The sequence below is a fragment of the Photobacterium sp. BZF1 genome (genome assembly GCF_014349205.1).
Taxonomy (GTDB): Bacteria; Pseudomonadota; Gammaproteobacteria; order Enterobacterales; family Vibrionaceae; genus Photobacterium.
The window spans coordinates 20,939-40,931 of the sequence record NZ_JACSOF010000034.1 but is presented as its reverse complement, the minus strand read 5'-3'; the positions used below and the strand labels follow the sequence as shown (position 1 = coordinate 40,931).

Annotated in this window: 20 protein-coding genes; 13 read left to right on the top strand and 7 right to left on the bottom strand. The window is 43.3% G+C overall.

Annotated features, from left to right (window positions below):
* Nucleotides 1-213: 213 nt before the first annotated feature.
* The gene (locus BIZ37_RS09780; RefSeq protein WP_255526724.1) at nucleotides 214-1,839 is read right to left on the bottom strand and encodes a peptide ABC transporter substrate-binding protein; all 1,626 of its coding nucleotides are present in this window, start codon (nucleotides 1,837-1,839) and stop codon (nucleotides 214-216) included.
* 245 nt (nucleotides 1,840-2,084) lie between these two features.
* Between BIZ37_RS09780 and BIZ37_RS09775 the strand changes: the two genes are divergently transcribed.
* A complete protein-coding gene (locus tag BIZ37_RS09775; RefSeq protein WP_187461343.1) occupies nucleotides 2,085-2,756 on the top strand; it encodes a Crp/Fnr family transcriptional regulator in 672 nt (223 codons plus the stop codon).
* Nucleotides 2,757-2,799: 43 nt separating this feature from the next.
* Here the strand turns inward: BIZ37_RS09775 and BIZ37_RS09770 are convergent, their stop codons facing one another.
* Entirely contained in the window at nucleotides 2,800-4,296 is a 1,497-nt protein-coding gene (locus BIZ37_RS09770) for a sulfatase (RefSeq protein ID WP_187461342.1), read from the bottom strand.
* A 14-nt stretch (nucleotides 4,297-4,310) separates the two neighbouring features.
* On the bottom strand, nucleotides 4,311-5,555 hold the full coding sequence (locus tag BIZ37_RS09765; protein ID WP_187461341.1) for an anaerobic sulfatase maturase: 1,245 nt from the start codon (nucleotides 5,553-5,555) through the stop codon (nucleotides 4,311-4,313).
* 214 nt (nucleotides 5,556-5,769) lie between these two features.
* Between BIZ37_RS09765 and BIZ37_RS09760 the strand changes: the two genes are divergently transcribed.
* From BIZ37_RS09760 to BIZ37_RS09740, 5 genes are all read left to right on the top strand, one after another.
* Nucleotides 5,770-7,038 carry an O-acetylhomoserine aminocarboxypropyltransferase/cysteine synthase family protein gene (locus BIZ37_RS09760; RefSeq protein WP_187461340.1) on the top strand — a complete coding sequence of 423 codons (1,269 nt, stop codon included), beginning with the start codon at nucleotides 5,770-5,772 and terminating at the stop codon, nucleotides 7,036-7,038.
* A gap of 105 nt (nucleotides 7,039-7,143) precedes the next feature.
* Entirely contained in the window at nucleotides 7,144-8,268 is a 1,125-nt protein-coding gene (locus BIZ37_RS09755) for an endonuclease/exonuclease/phosphatase family protein (protein WP_187461339.1), read from the top strand.
* 202 nt (nucleotides 8,269-8,470) lie between these two features.
* Complete coding sequence (locus BIZ37_RS09750) at nucleotides 8,471-10,381, top strand: bifunctional UDP-sugar hydrolase/5'-nucleotidase (RefSeq protein ID WP_187461338.1); 1,911 nt, start codon at nucleotides 8,471-8,473, stop codon at nucleotides 10,379-10,381.
* Nucleotides 10,382-10,560: 179 nt separating this feature from the next.
* Nucleotides 10,561-10,911, top strand: coding sequence for a putative quinol monooxygenase (locus tag BIZ37_RS09745; RefSeq protein WP_187461337.1), 351 nt, complete (start codon nucleotides 10,561-10,563; stop codon nucleotides 10,909-10,911).
* Between the two features lie 114 nt (nucleotides 10,912-11,025).
* A complete protein-coding gene (locus BIZ37_RS09740; protein WP_187461336.1) occupies nucleotides 11,026-11,667 on the top strand; it encodes a DJ-1/PfpI family protein in 642 nt (213 codons plus the stop codon).
* Between the two features lie 4 nt (nucleotides 11,668-11,671).
* Here BIZ37_RS09740 and BIZ37_RS09735 read toward each other — a convergent pair whose 3' ends face one another.
* From BIZ37_RS09735 to BIZ37_RS09720, 4 genes are all read right to left on the bottom strand, one after another.
* Nucleotides 11,672-12,010: a DUF1840 domain-containing protein gene (locus tag BIZ37_RS09735; RefSeq protein ID WP_187461335.1), complete on the bottom strand. Its 339-nt coding sequence runs from the start codon at nucleotides 12,008-12,010 to the stop codon at nucleotides 11,672-11,674.
* Nucleotides 12,010-12,579, bottom strand: coding sequence for a rhomboid family intramembrane serine protease (locus tag BIZ37_RS09730; RefSeq protein ID WP_187461334.1), 570 nt, complete (start codon nucleotides 12,577-12,579; stop codon nucleotides 12,010-12,012). Before BIZ37_RS09730 ends, BIZ37_RS09735 begins: the two co-directional genes overlap by 1 nt.
* 58 nt (nucleotides 12,580-12,637) lie before the next feature.
* Complete coding sequence (locus tag BIZ37_RS09725; RefSeq protein ID WP_187461333.1) at nucleotides 12,638-13,444, bottom strand: crotonase/enoyl-CoA hydratase family protein; 807 nt, start codon at nucleotides 13,442-13,444, stop codon at nucleotides 12,638-12,640.
* 78 nt (nucleotides 13,445-13,522) lie between these two features.
* Nucleotides 13,523-14,014, bottom strand: a complete 492-nt coding sequence (locus tag BIZ37_RS09720) for a hypothetical protein (protein WP_187461332.1) — start codon at nucleotides 14,012-14,014, stop codon at nucleotides 13,523-13,525.
* Nucleotides 14,015-14,538: 524 nt separating this feature from the next.
* Here BIZ37_RS09720 and BIZ37_RS09715 point away from each other — a divergent pair.
* The 7 genes from BIZ37_RS09715 (at nucleotide 14,539) to BIZ37_RS09685 (ending at nucleotide 19,975) form a co-directional block, all read left to right on the top strand.
* Nucleotides 14,539-15,057, top strand: a complete 519-nt coding sequence (locus BIZ37_RS09715; RefSeq protein ID WP_187461331.1) for a DUF4136 domain-containing protein — start codon at nucleotides 14,539-14,541, stop codon at nucleotides 15,055-15,057.
* A gap of 306 nt (nucleotides 15,058-15,363) precedes the next feature.
* On the top strand, nucleotides 15,364-15,552 hold the full coding sequence (locus tag BIZ37_RS09710; RefSeq protein ID WP_187461330.1) for a Flp family type IVb pilin: 189 nt from the start codon (nucleotides 15,364-15,366) through the stop codon (nucleotides 15,550-15,552).
* Nucleotides 15,553-15,555: 3 nt separating this feature from the next.
* Nucleotides 15,556-16,041: a prepilin peptidase gene (locus BIZ37_RS09705; protein WP_187461329.1), complete on the top strand. Its 486-nt coding sequence runs from the start codon at nucleotides 15,556-15,558 to the stop codon at nucleotides 16,039-16,041.
* 11 nt (nucleotides 16,042-16,052) lie between these two features.
* The gene (locus BIZ37_RS09700) at nucleotides 16,053-17,390 is read left to right on the top strand and encodes an AAA family ATPase (RefSeq protein ID WP_187461328.1); all 1,338 of its coding nucleotides are present in this window, start codon (nucleotides 16,053-16,055) and stop codon (nucleotides 17,388-17,390) included.
* Nucleotides 17,383-18,177, top strand: coding sequence for a Flp pilus assembly protein CpaB (gene cpaB, locus BIZ37_RS09695; RefSeq protein ID WP_187461327.1), 795 nt, complete (start codon nucleotides 17,383-17,385; stop codon nucleotides 18,175-18,177). The genes BIZ37_RS09700 and cpaB overlap by 8 nt, the downstream gene beginning before the upstream one ends.
* Before the next feature lie 24 nt (nucleotides 18,178-18,201).
* Nucleotides 18,202-19,665, top strand: a complete 1,464-nt coding sequence (locus BIZ37_RS09690; RefSeq protein ID WP_187461326.1) for a type II and III secretion system protein family protein — start codon at nucleotides 18,202-18,204, stop codon at nucleotides 19,663-19,665.
* Between the two features lie 10 nt (nucleotides 19,666-19,675).
* Nucleotides 19,676-19,975 (top strand): hypothetical protein, encoded by a 300-nt coding sequence (locus tag BIZ37_RS09685; RefSeq protein ID WP_255526723.1) that lies wholly within the window; start codon nucleotides 19,676-19,678, stop codon nucleotides 19,973-19,975.
* Nucleotides 19,976-19,993: the final 18 nt, after the last annotated feature.

Here is a 19,993-nt window from a genome sequence, read left to right as displayed (position 1 = left end):
TTCCTGTTGTCAGAATGACCTATAAATAGAACGCTATATTGTTCTACAAATCAATAAGCAATCCCACGTAAATCATAACTTGGAGTTTTTATTTTAGTGAATAAGCAATTCTGGATAACAACACTGAAAACTCCCCTCAGGACAGCGTAGATTTCTGCATTGCCACTATAAATTTGAAGTGATGCGCGGCACGAGGCCGCGCAAATGTCATCGCTAGGATTTCTCTACGAAAAATAGATCTTTTGCGTAAATGTTCCCTTTCGGGTTGTTATCAGGGAAGCCTTTAAGTTCGGGTTTAACCAAACGTGTATGGCTGTAATGATAAAGAGGGATCACCGGTGAAGCCTCATTAAGAAGTGCTTCTGCCTGATGGTACAACTGATATCGTTCGGCTTGGCTGCTAGCCTCACCTGCCCTTTTCAATAAATCATCAAAACGGCTATCGCAGTATCTTGTTTCATTGTTACTGTGGCCGCACTGGAATCGTGCCAACATTGCGTAAGGTTCGGCAAAATCCGCAAAGGCATATGAGCGAGCAACACTATAATCACCGGTTGTTTTGGCAGCAAGGTAAGCATTCCACTCCATATTCTCAAGCTCAACCTTTACGCCTAGTGGCTTCCACATTGCCGCGATAACCAAGGCTATTTTCTTATGGCTCTCGCTGGTGTTGTAAATCAACCGGACGGTTAAGGGCTTATCTGGCCCATAGCCGGCACTTGCCAGCAATGCCTTCGCCTGTTCTATTTTCTGCTTGCTATCGACACCTTTGAACTGTGCAACAGCTCCTTCATACTCAGCAATCAGATCCGGGACGACACCATAAGCAGAGGGCTCTCCCTGACCAATAATTCTCTCGACCAACAATTCACGATCAATCACCATACTTAGCGCTCTTCTAACATCAGCATTATCAAAGGGAGCGACTTCAGTATTAAATGAATAAATGTAAGATCCCAAGGTCCGCAACACCTGAATCTGCTCAGGGCTTTCCTTCATCAATTTCTGGTAATACTCAAGCTGGACATTGTTGGTCATATGAATTTCGCCCGCTTGATAGCGGATATATTCAGCATTCGGTGACGCCAGAGCAAGGTATGTGACCTTTTCAATGATGGTCTTGTCGTTATCCCAGTATTGTTGGTTTCGAATAACATCCACTTTTTCATTAGGGACCCACTGCTGGAGAGTATAAGCACCATTGGAAACAAAAAACTCAGGGCGGGTCCAGCTATCACCATGTTTTTCCACTGTCGCTTTCGGCACTGGGAAAAACGTCTTGATACTCATCATGCTGATAAAATAGGGTGTGGGTTTATTAAGGCGCACTTCGAATGTCAGTGGATCCAATACCCTGACACCCAACTCTTTAACAGGCGCATTACCAGCAATAATTTCTGCAGCGTTGACTATGTTCGCCGTCTCAAGGTTAAAGCCCGTAACATTGCCAGTTGCTGGGTTTACTGCCCGCTGCCAGGCATAAACAAAGTCTTCAGCAGTCAAGGCAGTACCGTCAGACCAGTTCAATCCTTCTTTGAGAAAGAAAGTGATGGTCTTTCCATCTTCGGATACTTTCCACGCCCTTGCCTGCCCAGGGATCTCACGGCCCTCACTGTCTTCAATCACTAATCCTTCGAACAAATCATTGATAATCACATCCCCCGGAGTATTAGATTGCACAAATCCAGGGTCAACCGTGGCAGGTTCGGCGCCATTTGCCCGCACCATGTGTTGCTGCTCGGCTAATTGTGTACCAGACGGGATTAATGCTGCATGAAGAGTAGGAGATGATGTAAGGAAAGCTGCGCTGATCACAGCAGAGATAAGTTGCTTTTTCAAAATCAAACCTATGACGTTATTGTATTTATCAAATACTCAAGAGAGTGCATAACAAATATCGCCAAGTTATTGCCAATGCAACATAATCAATTTTTTATTATCTAATTTTGCGACTCATTTGACCTTGTTACTGAGTTGAAAATAAAAAACAATCTTGTGCAACATAGATTTGTTATATAATAGATTTCGAACCATCCATTACAGCTATTTTTAGCCCTATAAACTTAACTAAAGTGTTTTTCATTGTGCTTATAACTTCTGAAGATATATACGACACCAATCGCCTAATTGAATATATCAGCACACATCATGGTGAGCTTTTAGCCAGAAAAACCACCATCACCGAAGGCCAAACCTTACTCAATCAGGGGCAACAAGTTGATCAGTTGATCTTCATACTCTCTGGTGAAATATCGTTAAGCCGCCAAACAATACATGGTAGACGGTTCCAGCTCGGTACCTACAGTCACAATGGTTTCCTTGGCCTTATGGAACTTTTTTCAGAGAAACCATGCTTTTATACCGTAACAGCCAACACTGAATGTTCCGGCTTACTGTTTGATGCCAAGCAGTTCACCCAACTGATTTATCAAACACCTGAGCTTGCTAAGTTTGTTTTCAAACACATCACATCTAAGTGGTATCTATCAGTAGAAAAGATGACTCGTAATATGCTCCATACCATCAAATACTGTGTCATTGATGAGTTACTCGCCTTCGATCAGCAGCAACGAGGGGAAAAGCTGATCGTCAATAAATCATTGGAGTCAGAACGTTTAGGCACCAGTATCCGTGTATATAACAGAATAATTAAACAGCTTCAGGTCGAGGGAGCAATCGAGGTTGGAAGAAATTATATTCAGGTCATCAATCGTGACCTATTAAAAAGAATACTTGAAAGCGAAGTTGATAAATAATTGGCCTAGCTAAAGGCCAATTAAGTTATCGCTATCTTGGCAATTAGTTCCAGCGCTCGTGCTTGAGCATATCTTCCGTTGTGAAGTTCGGGTAAGCCTGCTCCCACATCTTCAAACCATTATATTCATCACTTGAGTATTGTTTGAAGAATGCATCTAGGTCAGCAATCATCTTCACACGTAACTCTTCACGAGGAGGTTCAGACAAGTAACGCTCTCCCATCGGGTTACTTAGATCATACCAATGATCTTCTGGCTCTTTATTCACTTCTGGGTTCGGATAATAACGAATAAGCTTCCAATGGCCGTTAGAGATCATCCTGGAATTACCACGCTCTGCAAATTGATATTCGCGCCAATCACGTACCCGCTCACCCTTAAGCATTGGCAGCAAAGTTTTACCCGGCCCATAACTGGAATCATAAGTCTGGTTCTGGCCTGCGGCTAAGTCCAATACGGTTGCATGAAGATCAATCAAATCCACAAACTCTCCACGAACTTGTTTTGGCCTAACATACTTTTCAGGGCCTGATACAACAAACGGGATACGCACTGTCTCTTCATAGTAATTATATGGGAATGACGCATTAACCTTACCGTACAATCCATACTGTCCCATCAGTAAGCCATGGTCAGAAACGAATGCAATCACAGTATTGTCGAGTAAATCTCGCCCTTCCAGACCATCAATTAATTTACCCAATTGATCGTCTAGTAGCGTTACCGCAGCTAAATACTGAGCTAATTTCTCTTCATGAGCATCAGGGACTAAAGTAAAGTCACTCATATGCTCGAGTACCGAATTTCCACCAAATGCCACAACTTTATGTGCAATGCCGCGGTATTTGGTTACCAAACGCTCAGGAAGTCCTTCGAACGGAAAGTGAGGCTCTACATAGTTTAAGCTTACAAAGAAAGGTTGCTCACTGTCTTGGTCGATAAACTTCAATGTTTCATCCGTTAAAAACTGCGCTTGAATCCCTGTGTACTCCATGTTTTCGCCATCGCTAGAAAACAATACCGTACCAGAGTGCAAATATTGGTTTTTCCAGCCAGCCTCAAGCGCATCGTAACTCAACCAACGATCAAACCCTCTAATAGGATCTTTACTATCGGTGGTTGCATGCCATTTACCCATCAAGGCCGTACGGTAGCCTTCATCTTTCATTCGCTCAGAAAGTAACTTCTCGCCATCAAGCCAATTGGCATCGAATTTAGGGTCTTCAGCCAAGAAGTCATAGACCCCATGCTGCGATGGCATTTTACCAGTATGAAACGATGCCCGAGCAGCTGAACTGACTGGAGCAGGTGTCATACCGTTTTCAAAACGAACACCATTCTCCGCCAAATAATCCAGGTTCGGGGTTTCGATTATATCTTGGTTGCGAAAGCTGGTTGCCCACTGACCTAAATCATCAGCCATAATCACAATGATATTTGGCTGCTCATTGGTACTCACATTTTCAGTTGCTTGGGCAAAAGGCGAACAAGACAACGCCGCCAAAGCACACCCTTTGGCAATGGCATTTAATTTAAACATGGTACGTACTCCATTTACTGCTGTTGAGATTCTTTCTTATGAATAATTTGCATGATTGCTGCTGGTGGATAGTTATTCAGATACAGCTTTTTCATTAACGCCATATACGGGTGGGAATATTGAAAGAACGCTTTATAGCCTGGACAAAAATAATTTTGATCCGGCTTCCCAGATGACGAAATGGCAAAGCGGTGCTTAGGGCAGCCGCCATGACAAAGTGAGCGAAATTCGCAACGGCGACAATCGGTAGACAAGGTGTCAGATTTAGCTAAACCAAACTGCCGGTTACGCTCACTATTGTTCATTTGCGTAATTGTTGTTTCTTTTATATTTCCCAGCTTATATTCGGGATAAACATAGTGGTCACAACTATATACATCACCGTTTGCTTCAAGGGCAAAAGCACTTCCGCACTGGGGAGAAAAAACACAAATTTGCGCAGGTTGCTCGCAGGTCAAAGCAAAGGTATTTTCAAACATCTGGATATACACGTTTCCGATATCGACTCTAACCCACTCATGGAATATTTGAATCAGAAACTCACCGAAAGCTGTGGGTTCAACAGACCAATCACAAAGTTCCCCAGCAACTTTGCTTTCAGGGTATATCAGGGTTAACCCACTGCCTGTAGTCTCGGTTGCTTTTCTCTCAACCAGCGGAATAAATTGCATGTGTCGGCTGCCTAATTGCTTTAGGTAGCGATATACTGTGAGAGCTTGGTGAACATTCGCCTTGCTCACCACTGTTAAGGTATTAAATTCAATCTTGTATTTTTTGAATAACAAGATTGCGCCTTCGACTTTAGCGTGGGTGGGTTTGCCAGAACGATTCTTTCGATAAATATCGTGAAGTCCAGCCGGACCATCAATTGAAATACCGATCAGAAAATCATGCTGCTTAAAAAAAGCACACCATTTTTCATCAATCAAAATACCGTTGGTTTGAAAAGTATTAATTATCTTCTTACCCTTAGCGTATTTCTGCTGCAACAGTACTGCCTGCTCAAAAAACGTGAGGCCACGTAAAGTTGGCTCCCCGCCTTGCCAAGCAAAGACAACTTCATTTCCACTTTGGGCTTCTATATGCTGCTGGATGTATGTGTCTAAGGTTTGTTCCCCCATCATCCAATCTTGACCGCGCTCAGGATAAAGTTTTTCTTTTTCCAAATAGAAGCAATAGGAGCAATCTATATTGCATTTTGAGCCTGTTGGTTTGGCCATCACATGACAGCCTGAAGGTTTCCAAGTTTGTGTAATCATCCGCAACATCACCAGCACATATAAACGTTTGCGTGCGGATGTTAGAAAAGTTCAAACCTGATAAATAGGACATTTGTCCAAAACGGTATATCTCTTTTTATTCTGTGATTTATGGCCACTTTTTCTCTTTTGACGCCTCGCTTCACTGTAAAGTGATTAAACATTTGCCATAATTTCGAATTGTTCCAACACTAATCAAGGAAGAAAGAACGATATGAAAGACGAAACGCTCTCGATACATTGCGGCTACGAGACCTGCCCGACGACCAAATCTGTAGCGACTCCTATTTACCAGACTGTGGCGTACGAATTTGACGATGCCCAGCACGGTGCCGATCTATTCAATCTGGAAGTACCGGGCAACATCTATACCCGCATCATGAACCCGACCAATGATGTGCTGGAAAAACGTATGGCCGCACTCGAAGGCGGTATAGCTGGACTTGCTGTCAGCGCAGGGAGTGCCGCTATCAACTATGCTGTCCAGACCCTTGCCGAAACGGGCGATAATATCATTTCTACCCCACAGCTTTATGGTGGAACCTACACCCTGTTTGCCCATATGCTGCCAAAACAAGGGATAGAAGTTCGTTTCGCCCCAGATGACAAACCCGAGAGCCTTGCAGCACTTATCGACGAGAAAACCAAAGCAGTTTACTGTGAAAGTATCGGTAACCCTGCTGGCAATATTATCGATTTGGAAAAAATAGCCGAGCTTGCCCACCAGCAGGGCGTACCCGTTATTGTCGACAACACTGTTGCGACGCCTGCACTATGCAAACCCATCGAGTTTGGCGCAGATATCGTGGTTCATTCCCTGACCAAGTATGTAGGCGGCCATGGCACTACCTTGGGCGGTATGATTATCGACTCAGGAAAATTCCCTTGGGCTAAATTCAAAGACCGCTTCCCAGTATTCAACCAGCCAGAAGCTTCTTACCACGGCGTGATCTATACCGAAGCCTTCGGTGAAGCGGCATTTATAGGACGCGCTCGTACTGTTCCCCTTCGCAATACCGGCTCGGCGCTTTCGCCGATGAATGCCTTTATGCTATTGCAAGGGCTGGAAACTCTCCCCCTACGTATGGAACGCCACACTGAAAATGCGCTTAAAGTTGCTGACTACCTAAAGCAACATGAGAAAGTAAGCTGGGTGAGTTATGCCGGTCTATCTGACTCGCCATATTACCCACTGGCCGAGAAGTACATGAAGGGTAAACCATCGGCAATCCTCTCCTTTGGTTTGAAAGATGGCTACGATGCTGGTGTTCGCTTCTACGATGCACTGAAAATCTTCAAGCGCTTGGTTAATATTGGTGATGCGAAGTCACTGGCTTGTCACCCGGCTTCGACTACTCACCGCCAACTTAGTGAGAGTGAACAGGCTCAAGCCGGTGTCAGTCCAGAAATGATCCGCCTGTCTGTCGGTATCGAGCATATCGACGATATTATTGAAGATTTGGAACAAGCATTGAACGCATAGCGTCCAACTACTCCGTTGAATCAGGGCTAAACATCAATTTTCGTTTTGTTTTTGTATGTTTAGCCCTATCCTAATAACAGGATCATCGAGTATTTGGATAGCAGTTTGCCCAATTCAGCCAATAGCTCTCACACACCAGAGAACATAAAGGTAGCAACCTTCAATTTATGTAATTACCTCGCGCCACCTGACGCTTTTTATGACTTTGAAAATATCTATTCTCAGCAGCAATGGGATAAAAAGCAGGCTTGGATCCGCAATTACCTTCAGCAACAACAACCTGATGTCATTGGTTTTCAAGAAGTCTTTTCTGCCCAATCATTGAAGCAACTTACCGAGGCAGCAGGCTACCCGTATTTTGCCGTAATCGATGAACCAAACGTCGTTGACGACTTTATCTATGACAGCCCAGTAGTCGCCATAGCATCACGTTTCCCCATCACGGATTTCGCTGCAGTCGCATCAAATGCTGACCTGAATGCCCCGCTCGGAATAAACAACCATTTCAGATTTAGCCGTAAGCCGCTCAGGGCAACGGTTCAACTTCCTCAGGTTGGTGCCTGTGATTTCTATGTCGTTCATTTTAAGTCCAAAAGATCGATAACCGATGAGGGTTTTAGCCCAATCGATACCAATACTGCATCTTCAGATGTAAAAGCCGCCAATAGTTTACGTGCTGAAATCCTTGGCCAATGGGCTTCGACCCAGCAAAGAAGCGCTGAAGCCGCCCAACTTATCAACGCAATCTGGTCACGCAAAATAGATTCGGGTCATCCTGTCATTCTTATGGGGGATTTCAATGACGAGCTAGAAACCAGTGTATTGCATCATTTGCTTGCAGATGGTGGCCGTGTGAAAAGCGATTTATTGACAAGTGCCATTGCACAACGCTTCCGCTTACAGCAAAGCTGGTCATTGTTCCAACAAAGTCTTTGCCATCGAAATATCAATGAACCAGAAGCCACTGTATTGCTTGATGGCTCCGATCAAGACAAGGTTCAGATACCGACCAAACACCCTGCTCCGTATACATTTTACTATGGCACCAAAGGGATGGTGCTTGACTATATCCTGCTAAGCGGTGAATTTGACCCGAGCTTCAACGAAAGCCTGGCAGAGGTTTATGATTACCACCTTCACGATAGGCACCTAACCAACCCTTCCTACGACATAGACAGCCACAGTACTGACCATGCCATCGTCATGATTTCACTTCGCGTTCGTCAGTAATTCATCGGGCTAAAGCACGACAATTCTACTGTTGGTTCAATCCCCGTCACTTTGTTCAATGGCGCAGCAGATTGTAAGACACCCCTCACAATGACATGCAAACAAATACAATCAACAAGCATTAAAGTGATCAATACTGCAAAAACGAAAGCAATAAACCTTTAGTATTACGCCACTTTATTCATAAAAATCATAAGTTAACATGAAAAAACATATTTTAGCCTCGACCATTCTTCTCGCCCTTAGCGGTCACGCCTTTGCTGCTGATGGCGATATTGTAGACGTTACAATCTTGGGGACTTCGGACATTCACGGACACTTCATGGCATGGGACTATGCCAGTGACAAGGCCAACACCCGAGGGAGCCTTAGCCAAATTGCCACTAAAGTGAAGGAAGTCCGCGGTCAATCTGACAATGTTATTTTGGTCGATGCCGGCGATACCATTCAGGGGAACTTCGTCGAAACATTCAAGGACGAACCGGTTGACCCAATGATGCTGGGATTCAATGAAATGGACTACGATGTCTGGGTATTGGGTAACCATGAGTTCGACTTTGGCCTTAAAGTCCTCAACCGTTCCCTTACACAGTTCAAAGGTACTTCACTGGCTGGCAACATCAAGCGAGCCGATGGCAACATCTTCTTGCCCGCCCATACCATTATCGAACGACAAGGCATCAAGATTGGTGTGATCGGTATGGATACGCCAATGACCCAAGTGTTCGCCGAAGGGACTAACCGACTCGAAGGCATGACATTCACCAACCCTTCTTTGGAAGTGAAGAAAGTCATCAAACAAATTGACGATCAGGTTGATGCTATCGTGCTTGTTGCTCATATGGGCCTAGATAACGAAAACAACATCGAAGCGACCGGTGTCACCGATATCGCCAACGACAACCCAGAGCTCGATGCCATTGTTGCAGGACATATGCACACCCGCATCGACAAAGCTGTAGTCAATGGTGTGATTATCACCGAGCCAGATAAATATGGCCGTGCCCTTTCTCGAATCGACCTGCAGTTCGAAGAGAAAAACGGCCAATACACCTTGGTCAACAAAGATAGCTTCACCTACAAAATTAACGGCATCGACTCTGATGAGAAAATGGACGAGCTGTACTCGCCTTACCACAAAAGGTTACGTGAGCAAGCCAACCGTGTAATTGCAGATCTTACAGGCGTTGATCTTGTTCCACAGAATGAGATCAGAGGGATCCCGCAGGTACATATCCAAGACACGGGCATCAGTACCCTATTCCAAGAAGCCAGTATGTACTATGCACCAAAGGCCAACATCATCGCCCTACAGATCGATAATGACAAAGCCGAACTGAACGTTGGTCAGATCAAAGCCAAAGACATCGCCTACAACTACCAGTATGCCGGCGGTGAGATCACTGTTTATGAAATGACAGGCAAAGAGCTTAAAACTTACATGGAATGGTCAGCCGGTTACTTTAACAGTGTCACACCGGGCGATGTAACTTACAGCTTCAACCCAGAACGCCGTGCGTCGAAATACTCAACCAATGATTTCTTTGCTGGTGTAACTTACACCATCGACCTTACCAAGCCACAGGGCCAACGCATTACTGAGCTTCAGTTTGCTGATGGTACTCAGGTTACTGACACCACTCCTATTCGCTTGGGTATGAACAGTTATCGTATGGGGCACCTGACCAAAGCAGGTGGTGTATTGGAAGGCCAATCTTTCCCTGTACTTTTCGATACTGAAGCTGAGTATGGCGAAGAAGAAGGTACCATTCGTAACCTGGCTATTCGTTACCTGACTGAAGTCAAACAAGGTAAATACGAAGGCAAACCAATGAACCGTTGGAAGTTGTCAGGGCTGGAGGGCTATGAAAAGCAACGTGAAATCGTCAAAAGCCTGATCAATGAAGGTAAGATTTCCGTTCCAACAAGTGAAGGCGGGCGCTATACCAACGTCGCATCGATTAATGTCAAAGATCTAATGTTCAATTCACCGAAAGAAGCGAAGGCATTCATCACAGACCAGCAGGAATTGCTACAAGGTGATGTCTCTGAGCATATGACTACAGAGATTAAACGTAACATCGTGATTGCCCAGGCTTTGAATGATGTTTGACAGCATCATTGATCCACAGATTAAACATAACTCACTGACATAGCATAAGCCCCTCTATTGAGGGGCTTATTTGTAAGCAAAATCATGTTGCTGCTCAAAATTTGGCTTGTTATCTTTACGCTTATGTATAATTTATTCAACTTGAACATTGAATCCTTCTTAAGCGATAAGGAAATCCCATGTCGAAAAAAGTTTATTGCATCGCTCAATTCCAAGCAAAAGATGGCCGAGAGCTAGAGTTGTTTGCAGCGCTTCAAGCCTTAGAGCCCAACACATTAAGGGAAGACGGTTGCCTGCAATATATCGTTACCCGACAAGTAAAAAGCCCGTTTGCTGAAGGTACATCAATGCCCATTGCCTTCAATGAAATATGGTCGGATATGGCAGCATTTGAGGCCCATTGTCAGAGAGCAGAAATAAAAGCTTTCTTTGCTACACACTGCGCGGCTGAAACAGGAGCGGCCAAAGAATGGAATGTATGCATTTATTCTGATGAACCAGAGAACTTTGATGCACCTCAAGTGGTTTGAGCTCATTCTAAGACAAAAGCGCCTTTCTCATTGCCTGAAGCGCAAACTTGCGAATCCTTCCGGTAGTTCTCGAAGCTACGCTTATTTAAAGTGGCCCAAATTACTTAATAATTTATGTCAGAACATCAACAGCCAGCCGTTCCATCAAGCTATACACTTGCAATCCTTTTATTTGAAGGGTTCGACTTACTTCAGGTTACGTCAGCCATTTCACTTTTTCATGCCCTGCCTGAAAAGTTCGAAATTCTGTTGGTATCCGAGGGCGGCGAAGTTGTACCTAGTCAACAAGGTATCACCTTGAATACTGATTTGAGTTATCAAACATTAATGGCCTATGACATTCTCTTTGTCCCCGGCGGTTACGGTGTCGAAGCTACAGCCCAAAATAACAAGCTTATCAATTGGCTTGCAAAACAAAATCGCCACGAGACCCTTATATGTTCTTCATGCTTAGGGGCCGTCTTGTTGGCTCAGGCAGGATTATTGGAAGAGCGTTTAGCAACAACCAATAAGCAGCATTATCATTGGGCTACAAAATTTGGTCAGAACGTAAATTGGAACCCAGTAGCTCGATGGACCAAAGACAGACGCATTTTTACCTCATCAGGTAACACCGCTTGTTTGGATATGCTTATCGCAGTCATTGCCGAGTTCATTAATGAAGAGGCCGCAAGAAAACTAGCGATAAAAATGGAATACCTCTGGATCCACGATCCTGATGATGATCCTTTCGCCCCGCTTCATATTGTCGAGTGATACGCTAACACCCCTCCTCCCACATAACATGGCAATCAGCCTGTTTGGCTGCCTGAAGCATTTCAATCAGCGGAGTGGCGCGGGTATGGAGACTGACAACGGGTTCCATGTCCAAATCAGCAACATCGTCAACGTCTACCGCTTCTTCACCTTCTGCCTGTTTCTCTAATTGGCGTAGCTTATCTATTTGCGCTGTTAGCTTTACAAGCGCATCATCAATATCTTGTGGGTCAATGGCACCTGGGATGTTCTCACAATGCCCCATAAACTTGAGAAGTTGTTTCGCGACATCACCGAACATGACGACATTGGCATGCCGCTTACATTTGAATGTGACTAACATTATTCACTCCTTCTCTTGTCTCTGCGGGCATAGAAATAGCCTGCAATTCCACCAGATATTGCCCCGAAAAAATGGCTTTCGTAACTGATCCACTCCTGGGTTGGCAAAAAGCCCCAGATCATCGAGCCATAGAAAAACATAACCAAAACGGCAATCGCTATAGACTTCACGCTCCGGTACATAATGGCGTATACCAATAGGTAAGCCCACAGGCCGTAAATGATACCACTTAGCCCTATGTGGTAATGCATACGACCGAATAGCCAGACGCCTAACCCACTGCCCAGCCAGCTCATCATAAAAACAGCGATAAGTCGAGCTAAGCCCGTTCGGGATAATAAGAAAGCCAAAACAGAAAAGGAAAGGATGTTACTGATCAAGTGGCCCCAGGAACCATGTAAAAATGGGTAGGCAATAATGCCGGTGAAGCCAGAGAAGTGACGTGGTAACAGGCCAAAATCAGAAAGATAGCCGACAGTAAATACATTGACGACATGAACGACTGTAATCAGCACTACAACTGTCGCAATGAACTTTAACGAGTCTCTGTCTTTCTGATCCAGTTTCATCGTCTATAACCATTAAAATGCGATAGGATATATACCATCATCACCCATATTTATTTTTCTACCAAAACGACTGCCTAGGTTTGTAATCTATATCAACTTTCTTACGTTGCCGTTTACCTGCGATATGAAAATTCTTACCCAGAATAAGCCTGATTTGATTTAAGGTTTCTGTCGCCAACAAGCGACGACCTGAGCTATGCCAGCATCGATTCATCGTCAACTTAATCGCGGCAATAGCATCCGGAGAGCCTTTGCTTATAGATTGGCACAGAGCTTGTGCTCGGCACATTGGATCTTCTGCCACTTCGCTAACCAAGTTCAATGCATTTGCTTCTTCAGCCTGCAAAATCTCACCCGTCATTGTTAGCCTCATTGCAGTATCTCTCGGTACCACCTCTCGCAGGGACATCAAGCCCGCCATATCAGGCATCAACCCCCAGCGGATCTCCATAATAGACATTTCTGCATCTGGCGATACGATACGAAAATCGGCCCCAAGCACGATTTGCATTCCCCCGCCCCAGCACTTTCCTTCAATCACAGCGATTACTGGGCAAGGAATTTTCCGCCAATTGCGTGAAACACGCTGTGCCATATTTGCGTTGCCAGGCAACCATTTTGCCAGCAGCGAAAGTGCATTAGAGCGTGATGTGACAACACTTTTGACGTCGAGGCCACTACTGAAGTTTCCACCAGCTCCCCGGACAATTACAGCTCGGACATCTTTGCGTTTGCGTAAATCACTACTGATCTTGTCCAATTCTCTGAACAAAGGCATATCTAATGCGTTACATTTGTCAGGCCTATTCAGTGTGACTGTCACTACGCCATCATCTTCTTCTACAAGCAATCTGGTCCATGACATATGTGTTATCTCCCATCTGGTCTGTCCAGTTACATCATGAACATTAACACAAATTCAACAAAGTACAGCATCGTCTACTCATTTTTGTGGTGGCTCAAACCCTTTTTTCTCGGCATAGAGTCGCCATTCAGAGGATGTAGAAGAAGATATAGGCTCAATAGTTTCAACGCTTGCTGCTACATCACCACCCGTGCATGTTGTCCCTGTTGGTTTTATTGATGCTCTAAATAACGGATAGGAATGGCTACCAGATATACACCAATCTAAGTCCATTTCCCCGCCCTTGCTGGTACAAACATCAGCGATAAAGCTCTGGAACTCCTCGATCGACCCTTTTCCTTGATTCAAACACCAGAGGCGATTGTAATGAATGTAACCATCACGAGGGTGATAAACCTTACCAGGAAAAAGTGAGGTAAAGTCCCAACCACCACCTCGAGTTGCATTAACGTATTGCGCTGATAAGCTGGCAATATCTTTACTTTCATCAATCACGGGTTTTGAGTAATGTTGGCTAGTACAGGCACTCACTAGTACACAGCTGAATAATGCCAAACCTGCTTTCCCCATATCCGCACCTTCACCTTAGCTACTTCATTCGACTACCTCTTTAATGAGGCGTTTATTGTCAGTGGGTTACGCTCTTATGCTACTTCATTAAGCATAGTGAGGATTTGCCTTTCCCTCTAACCCATTTGCAACAAGCAGCACAAAGTCACTACCGGCCTCTACGAACATTTAGAAAATGTTGGTATCCACGACTGTCTCTGCAATGAGCAAATGTACTCCGCTAAGCTATGCTTTAATGAGTACAAGCCAAAAATGTGATGTGAGTCAAATATGTACTTAGAACCCCATTCAAGACTGTTAATTGCTGATACTGCTGAGGTATTGGATGCTTTTCTAGACAACGGATTACACAAAGAATACGAAATTTACTGTCAATTTCCCCACAGTTTGCGTATACAGGAAAAGTTGAAAAATGTGTCGCCGATTTCAGTAGAGTTCAATGATGGCTTCATTTTAGGGGAAAACAAGTAGTGAAAAATAGACAGTTATTCAAAGGAAATTGATAGGTTCTCGTAGGTATCAATATGGCTAGGCAATTAATAATATTACTATTTATATTCATTAATATCGGCTGTGCCAAAGACGTAGTGACAGACTTTAACAGTGCTGTGAACTATGGCGGCTACAAGACCTATGAGTTTGCAACCTTCTCGACTACCCAAGCTACTACGCTAGATGGGAAAAGAATAGAAGATGCTATTGCTACACAGTTATATACAAAAGGGTTAACCGGTGTAAATGAAAATGCTGACTTGTTAGTTAGGCACTCTATTGTTGAACAAAGTGATTTTCAGACCTACGGCACATCATTTGGGTTCGGATATAGACATAGAAGCGTTGGCGTCGCATATTCCACTCCAACCCAAATTAGAGAATACCGGTACGGTAAAATAATCGTAGAACTTATCGATACCGAAACAAATAGTGTCGTTTGGCGTTCTACCTCCCAACGAAAGTTGACTGAAACAATGACTCCCTCTTCCCGCAAGACATTCATTGACACCCAAATTAATGAAATGTTTAAAGAATACCCGCCAAGATAATAGCCCCGAAAAAAAGTTAGATAAAAAAACGCTAAATTACGCAATGTATCCCTTTTCGTACTATATTGTACAATAAAAAAACCATACTGAGATTATGTTTTTTAAGCGCATAATTTTATTGAGAAGAATATTAACACCTTATTTCGCAAATATGCTATTAGTGTCATATGCGAGAAAATATGTAACTTTTTTGCTATATAAGATCACAAAAAAGTACCATTTTTTTTTGTAATTCTGAACCCAGTTACTAGATTTATATTGTCGGTGGACAATGACAAAAGGTTATATCAATTAAGGAGATACATTATGAAATCCGTGAAGCAGTTTTTTATCGAATTTTACAAAGATGAAGAGGGTCTGACTACAGTAGAATATGCTATTGCTGGTGCAGTTGTTGCAGCAGGAGTAGCAACGATATTTACTAACATGGGTACTCAAATAAAATCAAAACTTAATGATCTTCTTGAAGGTCTCGGTGGAACGAAAGTAGCATAGTCAATGCTGATAATAACAATTTTATTTTATGCTGCTATGTTTGACATAAACAAGCATAAGATACCGAATGAATTAACATTTACAATTATAGGATTAGGGGTTATTTCTCACTTTCCTCTAGGTACTCACCCTATTGGGTTTTCTTTATGCTTAATTGGATTATCAGTAGGTTTTGTGATTACTATATTCTTATATTCCATAAATGTATTCGGGGCTGGGGACGCCAAGCTTTTGGCGTCTCTCGGGTTCATCGTGGGCTATCCAAATATTATAACTCTGATTGCAACTGCTATTATTTTTTCAGGCTTGCTATCAGTACTTAGGTTAATTTGTCATGGAGAACTCGCTTCAATGCTCTCGCGATGGAAGTATTCTTTGTTTGCCGGTTTTTATGAAAAACCGGAGTCAAACTCGGTGGCTGCGGGGGCAGTACCGATGGGAGGGGCCATTCTACTTGCTTATATGTATTGTTATTTCTACCTGTTTTAAAAGGAAACCGCATGGATGCGTATAACAACAAATTAGAAGAATATAAGTCCCTAACTGATCCTACTCACCCTCTGCTCTCTAAACCACGAAGTATTGAGGATACAGGTATTCCATTACGTATACTTGACGCACTACTTCTAAAACACCTTACAAAATATGCTGATAGTGATGCCCTCCAACTCTCTAAACGAATGGCTCTTCCAGGCAATATTATTGAGCTACTATTACAACAACTTAAAGATAATGCGTATGTAGAAATACGTTCTGATTCGCGCTTTTCTTCCGGGCTTCGCTACGGTTTAACTGACAAAGGCAGAGCCATTGCCACTCTTGAGCTTCAACGTGATGGTTATATGGGACCAGTTCCTATTTCATTAGACCACTACAACGAAATAGTCCTTGCTCAATCATCGTTAAAGCACATTGTAACACCTGAAATCTTGCGTAACGGGTTAGAAGGACTCATCTTACCTGATGGCATTGTCAATCAAGTAGGTCCAGCCCTAAATTCAGGCCGAGCTATTTTTATCTATGGCTTACCAGGTACGGGAAAAACATTTATTTCTCGTCGTCTTGTTAAATTGTTCGATAATGCAGTTTACATACCCTATGCTATTTGTGCCGGGGCACAAGTTATACAGGTCTATGACCCAGTAATACATAAGTCCATTCCGGCATCAAATACCCCTTCTATTTTTCTTGACAGTGGTACCGATGAACGTCTGGTTCAGTGTTATCGACCTGAGGTTGTTGTAGGTGGCGAGTTAACAGCCGAAATGTTAGAAATTACCCTTGATAGTACAACACGAATCAATCGAGCTTCACTTCAATTAAAAGCTAACAATGGCCTATTACTCATCGATGATCTTGGTCGCCAGAAAATGAGCGTCGACGCGATTTTGAACCGCTGGATCATACCGCTTGAAGAGAGAGTCGATTATTTGAATACCGCTTCTGGTGAGCATTTTGAAATTCCTTTTGAGCAAATTCTCGTTTTCTCATCAAATATACATCCAGCACAACTTGCCGATGATGCTTTCTTACGACGCATTGGTTATAAGATTCAATTCGGCTCCATATCTGCCAATGATTATCAAGACCTTTGGCATAAAGAATGTAACAAACACCAACTCAACACACCTGAATCAACGTTAAGTTACATCATTAATCAGTTACATGCCTACGACAAGGTACCTTTACTCCCTTGCTACCCGCGCGATCTTGTCTCTATGTGTGCAAACCAGATTAAATTTACCCAATCTTCAGCGATCATTAATACCGAGCTCATTGATCTGGTTTGGAACTGCTATTTCGTAAACGATACATCTCAGGGAGGTGATCATGTCTAAAGGTAGGCTGCTCATCACATTATTGCTCTCTACGCTAATGGGCTTGGGGGCACTAATATTGGCGAATAACTGGCTTGAACAGAAACAGGCAAATTATGAACCCAACCAAGTAGAGGCCGAACAAGTCGAAGTCGTCAGAGAAGTAATAAAAGAAGTGGTCAAAGAAGAAACAAAAGTTGCTCAAGTTACGGCAATACAACTCCTTCCCTCTGGCACGATACTTGAGTCTAAGCATCTAACTATAAGAAATTTACCCGAAGACGCTATTCCACCAAGCGGCTTTGAAAACATTCATGACGTTGTAGGGAAAGTAGTTAAAAACGAAATTTTAAAAGGCGAAGTCTTACGACAAGAGCGCCTTGTCAGTGCCGGTGAAGGCACTACACTTGCAGCTTTAATATCACCGAACATGCGAGCGGTCACCATCAGGGTAAATGATGTCATAGGTGTAGCAGGCTTTTTGTTACCCGGTGATTATGTTGATGTAATTTATACCAAAGAAAATATGTCTCGAGCCCAAACAGTTTTAAAGCGAATAAAAATATTGGCAGTCGACCAGACAGCGAAAGCTAACGCATCAGACCCTATTATTGTCCGTGCTGTCACCTTAGAACTTACTCCACGGCAAGCCGAATCACTTGTAACGGTCAAATCAAAAGGTGAACTGCAGTTATCTTTGAGAAACCCGAACGACCCCATTGTGAAGCCACGAGTCTACAAAAAAACTACAGACAGCGTCACCATAATCAAAGGCACCCAAACTAGTCGGATCAACGTCAAGATTTAGCCAGTAGTCATAGGAATCTACCGCATGGAAGCACAACAACAAATAATCAAACGATTTTTCCTTATCGGTATAATTTTATCTGTCATGATAAGTGGCTATAGTTTTGCCGCGCGTACTCAGGCAATTTCAGTTCCTCACAATAAATCTCGGTTAGTTGAAATCCCTGGTAATGCTAAAAGAATTTCTATCGGTAACCCTGATGTCGCAGATATTATCATCTTGCGATCAAACCGGATCTATGTCCTTGGAAAGGATTTGGGGACAACCAATGTCATCATCTGGGACTCTAGAGACAGATTAATTACTGTACTCGATGTTGAAGTCACCCATGATCTTAACGCACTGAAGGCAAAGCTGTACGAGTTTATGCCTCAAGAGAAAATCTCTGTTTATACCAGCCAAAACAAGCTCGTGTTGAGTGGTGAAGTTTCAAGTGCAGAGCGTATCGCAATGGCTGAGGAAGTCGCGAATACATTCACTAATAGCGATACAGGTATCATTAATCTGATGAGTGTGGGCGGTTCGCATCAAATCATGCTTGAAGTGACTGTTGCCGAAGTACAGCGCACCTTAGTAAGGGAATTTGATTCCAACTTTGTATTTGCAAGAAACAACAGCAACTGGACTTGGGGGACAGTCAATGGCGGAGCCAGTATTCCAGCCGTTCCCCCAATTGATGATGCCGGCAATATAATTACAGAGATCATTACCGATCCACTAAGCATTGATGACAATGGTATCTTCGCCAGTTATCTCAGCGATAGTACCCTTTTCAGTGCCGCTTTTAGTATTGCCAAAACCAACGGCCTAGCAAAAGTTTTAGCTGAACCGACATTAACCGCGCTAAGTGGTGAGAATGCAGAATTTCTCTCCGGCGGCGAGTTTCCTATTCCTGTTCCAAATGAAGACAACATCACCATCGAATTCAAAGAGTTTGGTGTTGGCTTGCAGTTCGTCCCTACTGTCTCATCTGCAGACAGCATAAACCTTGCTTTGAATATTGAAGTCAGTGAAATCAGTAATCAAAATGCAGTTACCCTAAACCCATCAGGCACCAATTCACAGTTTTTCGTTCCAGCACTTACCAAGCGCAGTGCAAAGACAACCGTGTCTTTAGGTAACGGCCAAACTATTGGTATTGCGGGCTTACTAAATGAAAACATTACCGATGTGGTCAACAAGCTACCAGGACTTGGTGATTTGCCTGTTATTGGACAGCTATTTAGAAGTCAGTCTTTCCGCAAAGGGGAAACAGAACTGGTCATTTTAGTTACTCCCCGACTGGCTAAACCTATTCGTAGACAAGATATAAGCTTGCCAACTGATACTTTCGTCGAACCTAATGACTGGGAGTTTTACCTATTAGGACGCATGAGTGAATTAAAAGAGGCAGAACCGGGTACTCAAGGGGTACCATTCACGCCAAACAATACAGCAATACTTACCCCTAGTGCTGGCACCGAAGGTCAGTTCGGTCATAGTTTATAAGGATAAGGCTATGCTAAACAAAACAATACAAATAAAGAATATGAGCAAACAAGCTATGTGGTTACAGGTACTCGGTTTTTCGGTACTAATGCTAGTTGCCCCTACCTTCTCACTCGCTGACACGCCATTAGGAAAAAGCCGTAATCAAATGATCAGATTACAAACAGTTGACCCTCTGGCCGAAAACAGAGTACCAACACAATCTCCGCCATTCAGTGGCAAAAAGGCAACAAAAGCGATTAAACAAGAACACATAGGGTTAGAACAAAAAAAAATTAAGCAAAACGATGCAGTCAGAATTAGTAAATAACAGTTTTTATTGTTGAAT

Bases quoted from the DNA above. Each gene is read 5' to 3' on its own strand.
- BIZ37_RS09770 (WP_187461342.1), bottom strand. From the start codon at position 4,296: ATGTTTAAATTAAATGCCATTGCCAAAGGGTGTGCTTTGGCGGCGTTG.
- BIZ37_RS09765 (WP_187461341.1), bottom strand. From the start codon at position 5,555: ATGATTACACAAACTTGGAAACCTTCAGGCTGTCATGTGATGGCCAAA.
- BIZ37_RS09760 (WP_187461340.1), top strand. From the start codon at position 5,770: ATGAAAGACGAAACGCTCTCGATACATTGCGGCTACGAGACCTGCCCG.
- BIZ37_RS09750 (WP_187461338.1), top strand. From the start codon at position 8,471: ATGAAAAAACATATTTTAGCCTCGACCATTCTTCTCGCCCTTAGCGGT.
- BIZ37_RS09745 (WP_187461337.1), top strand. From the start codon at position 10,561: ATGTCGAAAAAAGTTTATTGCATCGCTCAATTCCAAGCAAAAGATGGC.
- BIZ37_RS09740 (WP_187461336.1), top strand. From the start codon at position 11,026: ATGTCAGAACATCAACAGCCAGCCGTTCCATCAAGCTATACACTTGCA.
- BIZ37_RS09735 (WP_187461335.1), bottom strand. From the start codon at position 12,010: ATGTTAGTCACATTCAAATGTAAGCGGCATGCCAATGTCGTCATGTTC.
- BIZ37_RS09730 (WP_187461334.1), bottom strand. From the start codon at position 12,579: ATGAAACTGGATCAGAAAGACAGAGACTCGTTAAAGTTCATTGCGACA.
- BIZ37_RS09725 (WP_187461333.1), bottom strand. From the start codon at position 13,444: ATGTCATGGACCAGATTGCTTGTAGAAGAAGATGATGGCGTAGTGACA.
- BIZ37_RS09720 (WP_187461332.1), bottom strand. From the start codon at position 14,014: ATGGGGAAAGCAGGTTTGGCATTATTCAGCTGTGTACTAGTGAGTGCC.
- BIZ37_RS09715 (WP_187461331.1), top strand. From the start codon at position 14,539: ATGGCTAGGCAATTAATAATATTACTATTTATATTCATTAATATCGGC.
- BIZ37_RS09710 (WP_187461330.1), top strand. From the start codon at position 15,364: ATGAAATCCGTGAAGCAGTTTTTTATCGAATTTTACAAAGATGAAGAG.
- BIZ37_RS09705 (WP_187461329.1), top strand. From the start codon at position 15,556: ATGCTGATAATAACAATTTTATTTTATGCTGCTATGTTTGACATAAAC.
- BIZ37_RS09700 (WP_187461328.1), top strand. From the start codon at position 16,053: ATGGATGCGTATAACAACAAATTAGAAGAATATAAGTCCCTAACTGAT.
- cpaB (WP_187461327.1), top strand. From the start codon at position 17,383: ATGTCTAAAGGTAGGCTGCTCATCACATTATTGCTCTCTACGCTAATG.
- BIZ37_RS09690 (WP_187461326.1), top strand. From the start codon at position 18,202: ATGGAAGCACAACAACAAATAATCAAACGATTTTTCCTTATCGGTATA.
- BIZ37_RS09685 (WP_255526723.1), top strand. From the start codon at position 19,676: ATGCTAAACAAAACAATACAAATAAAGAATATGAGCAAACAAGCTATG.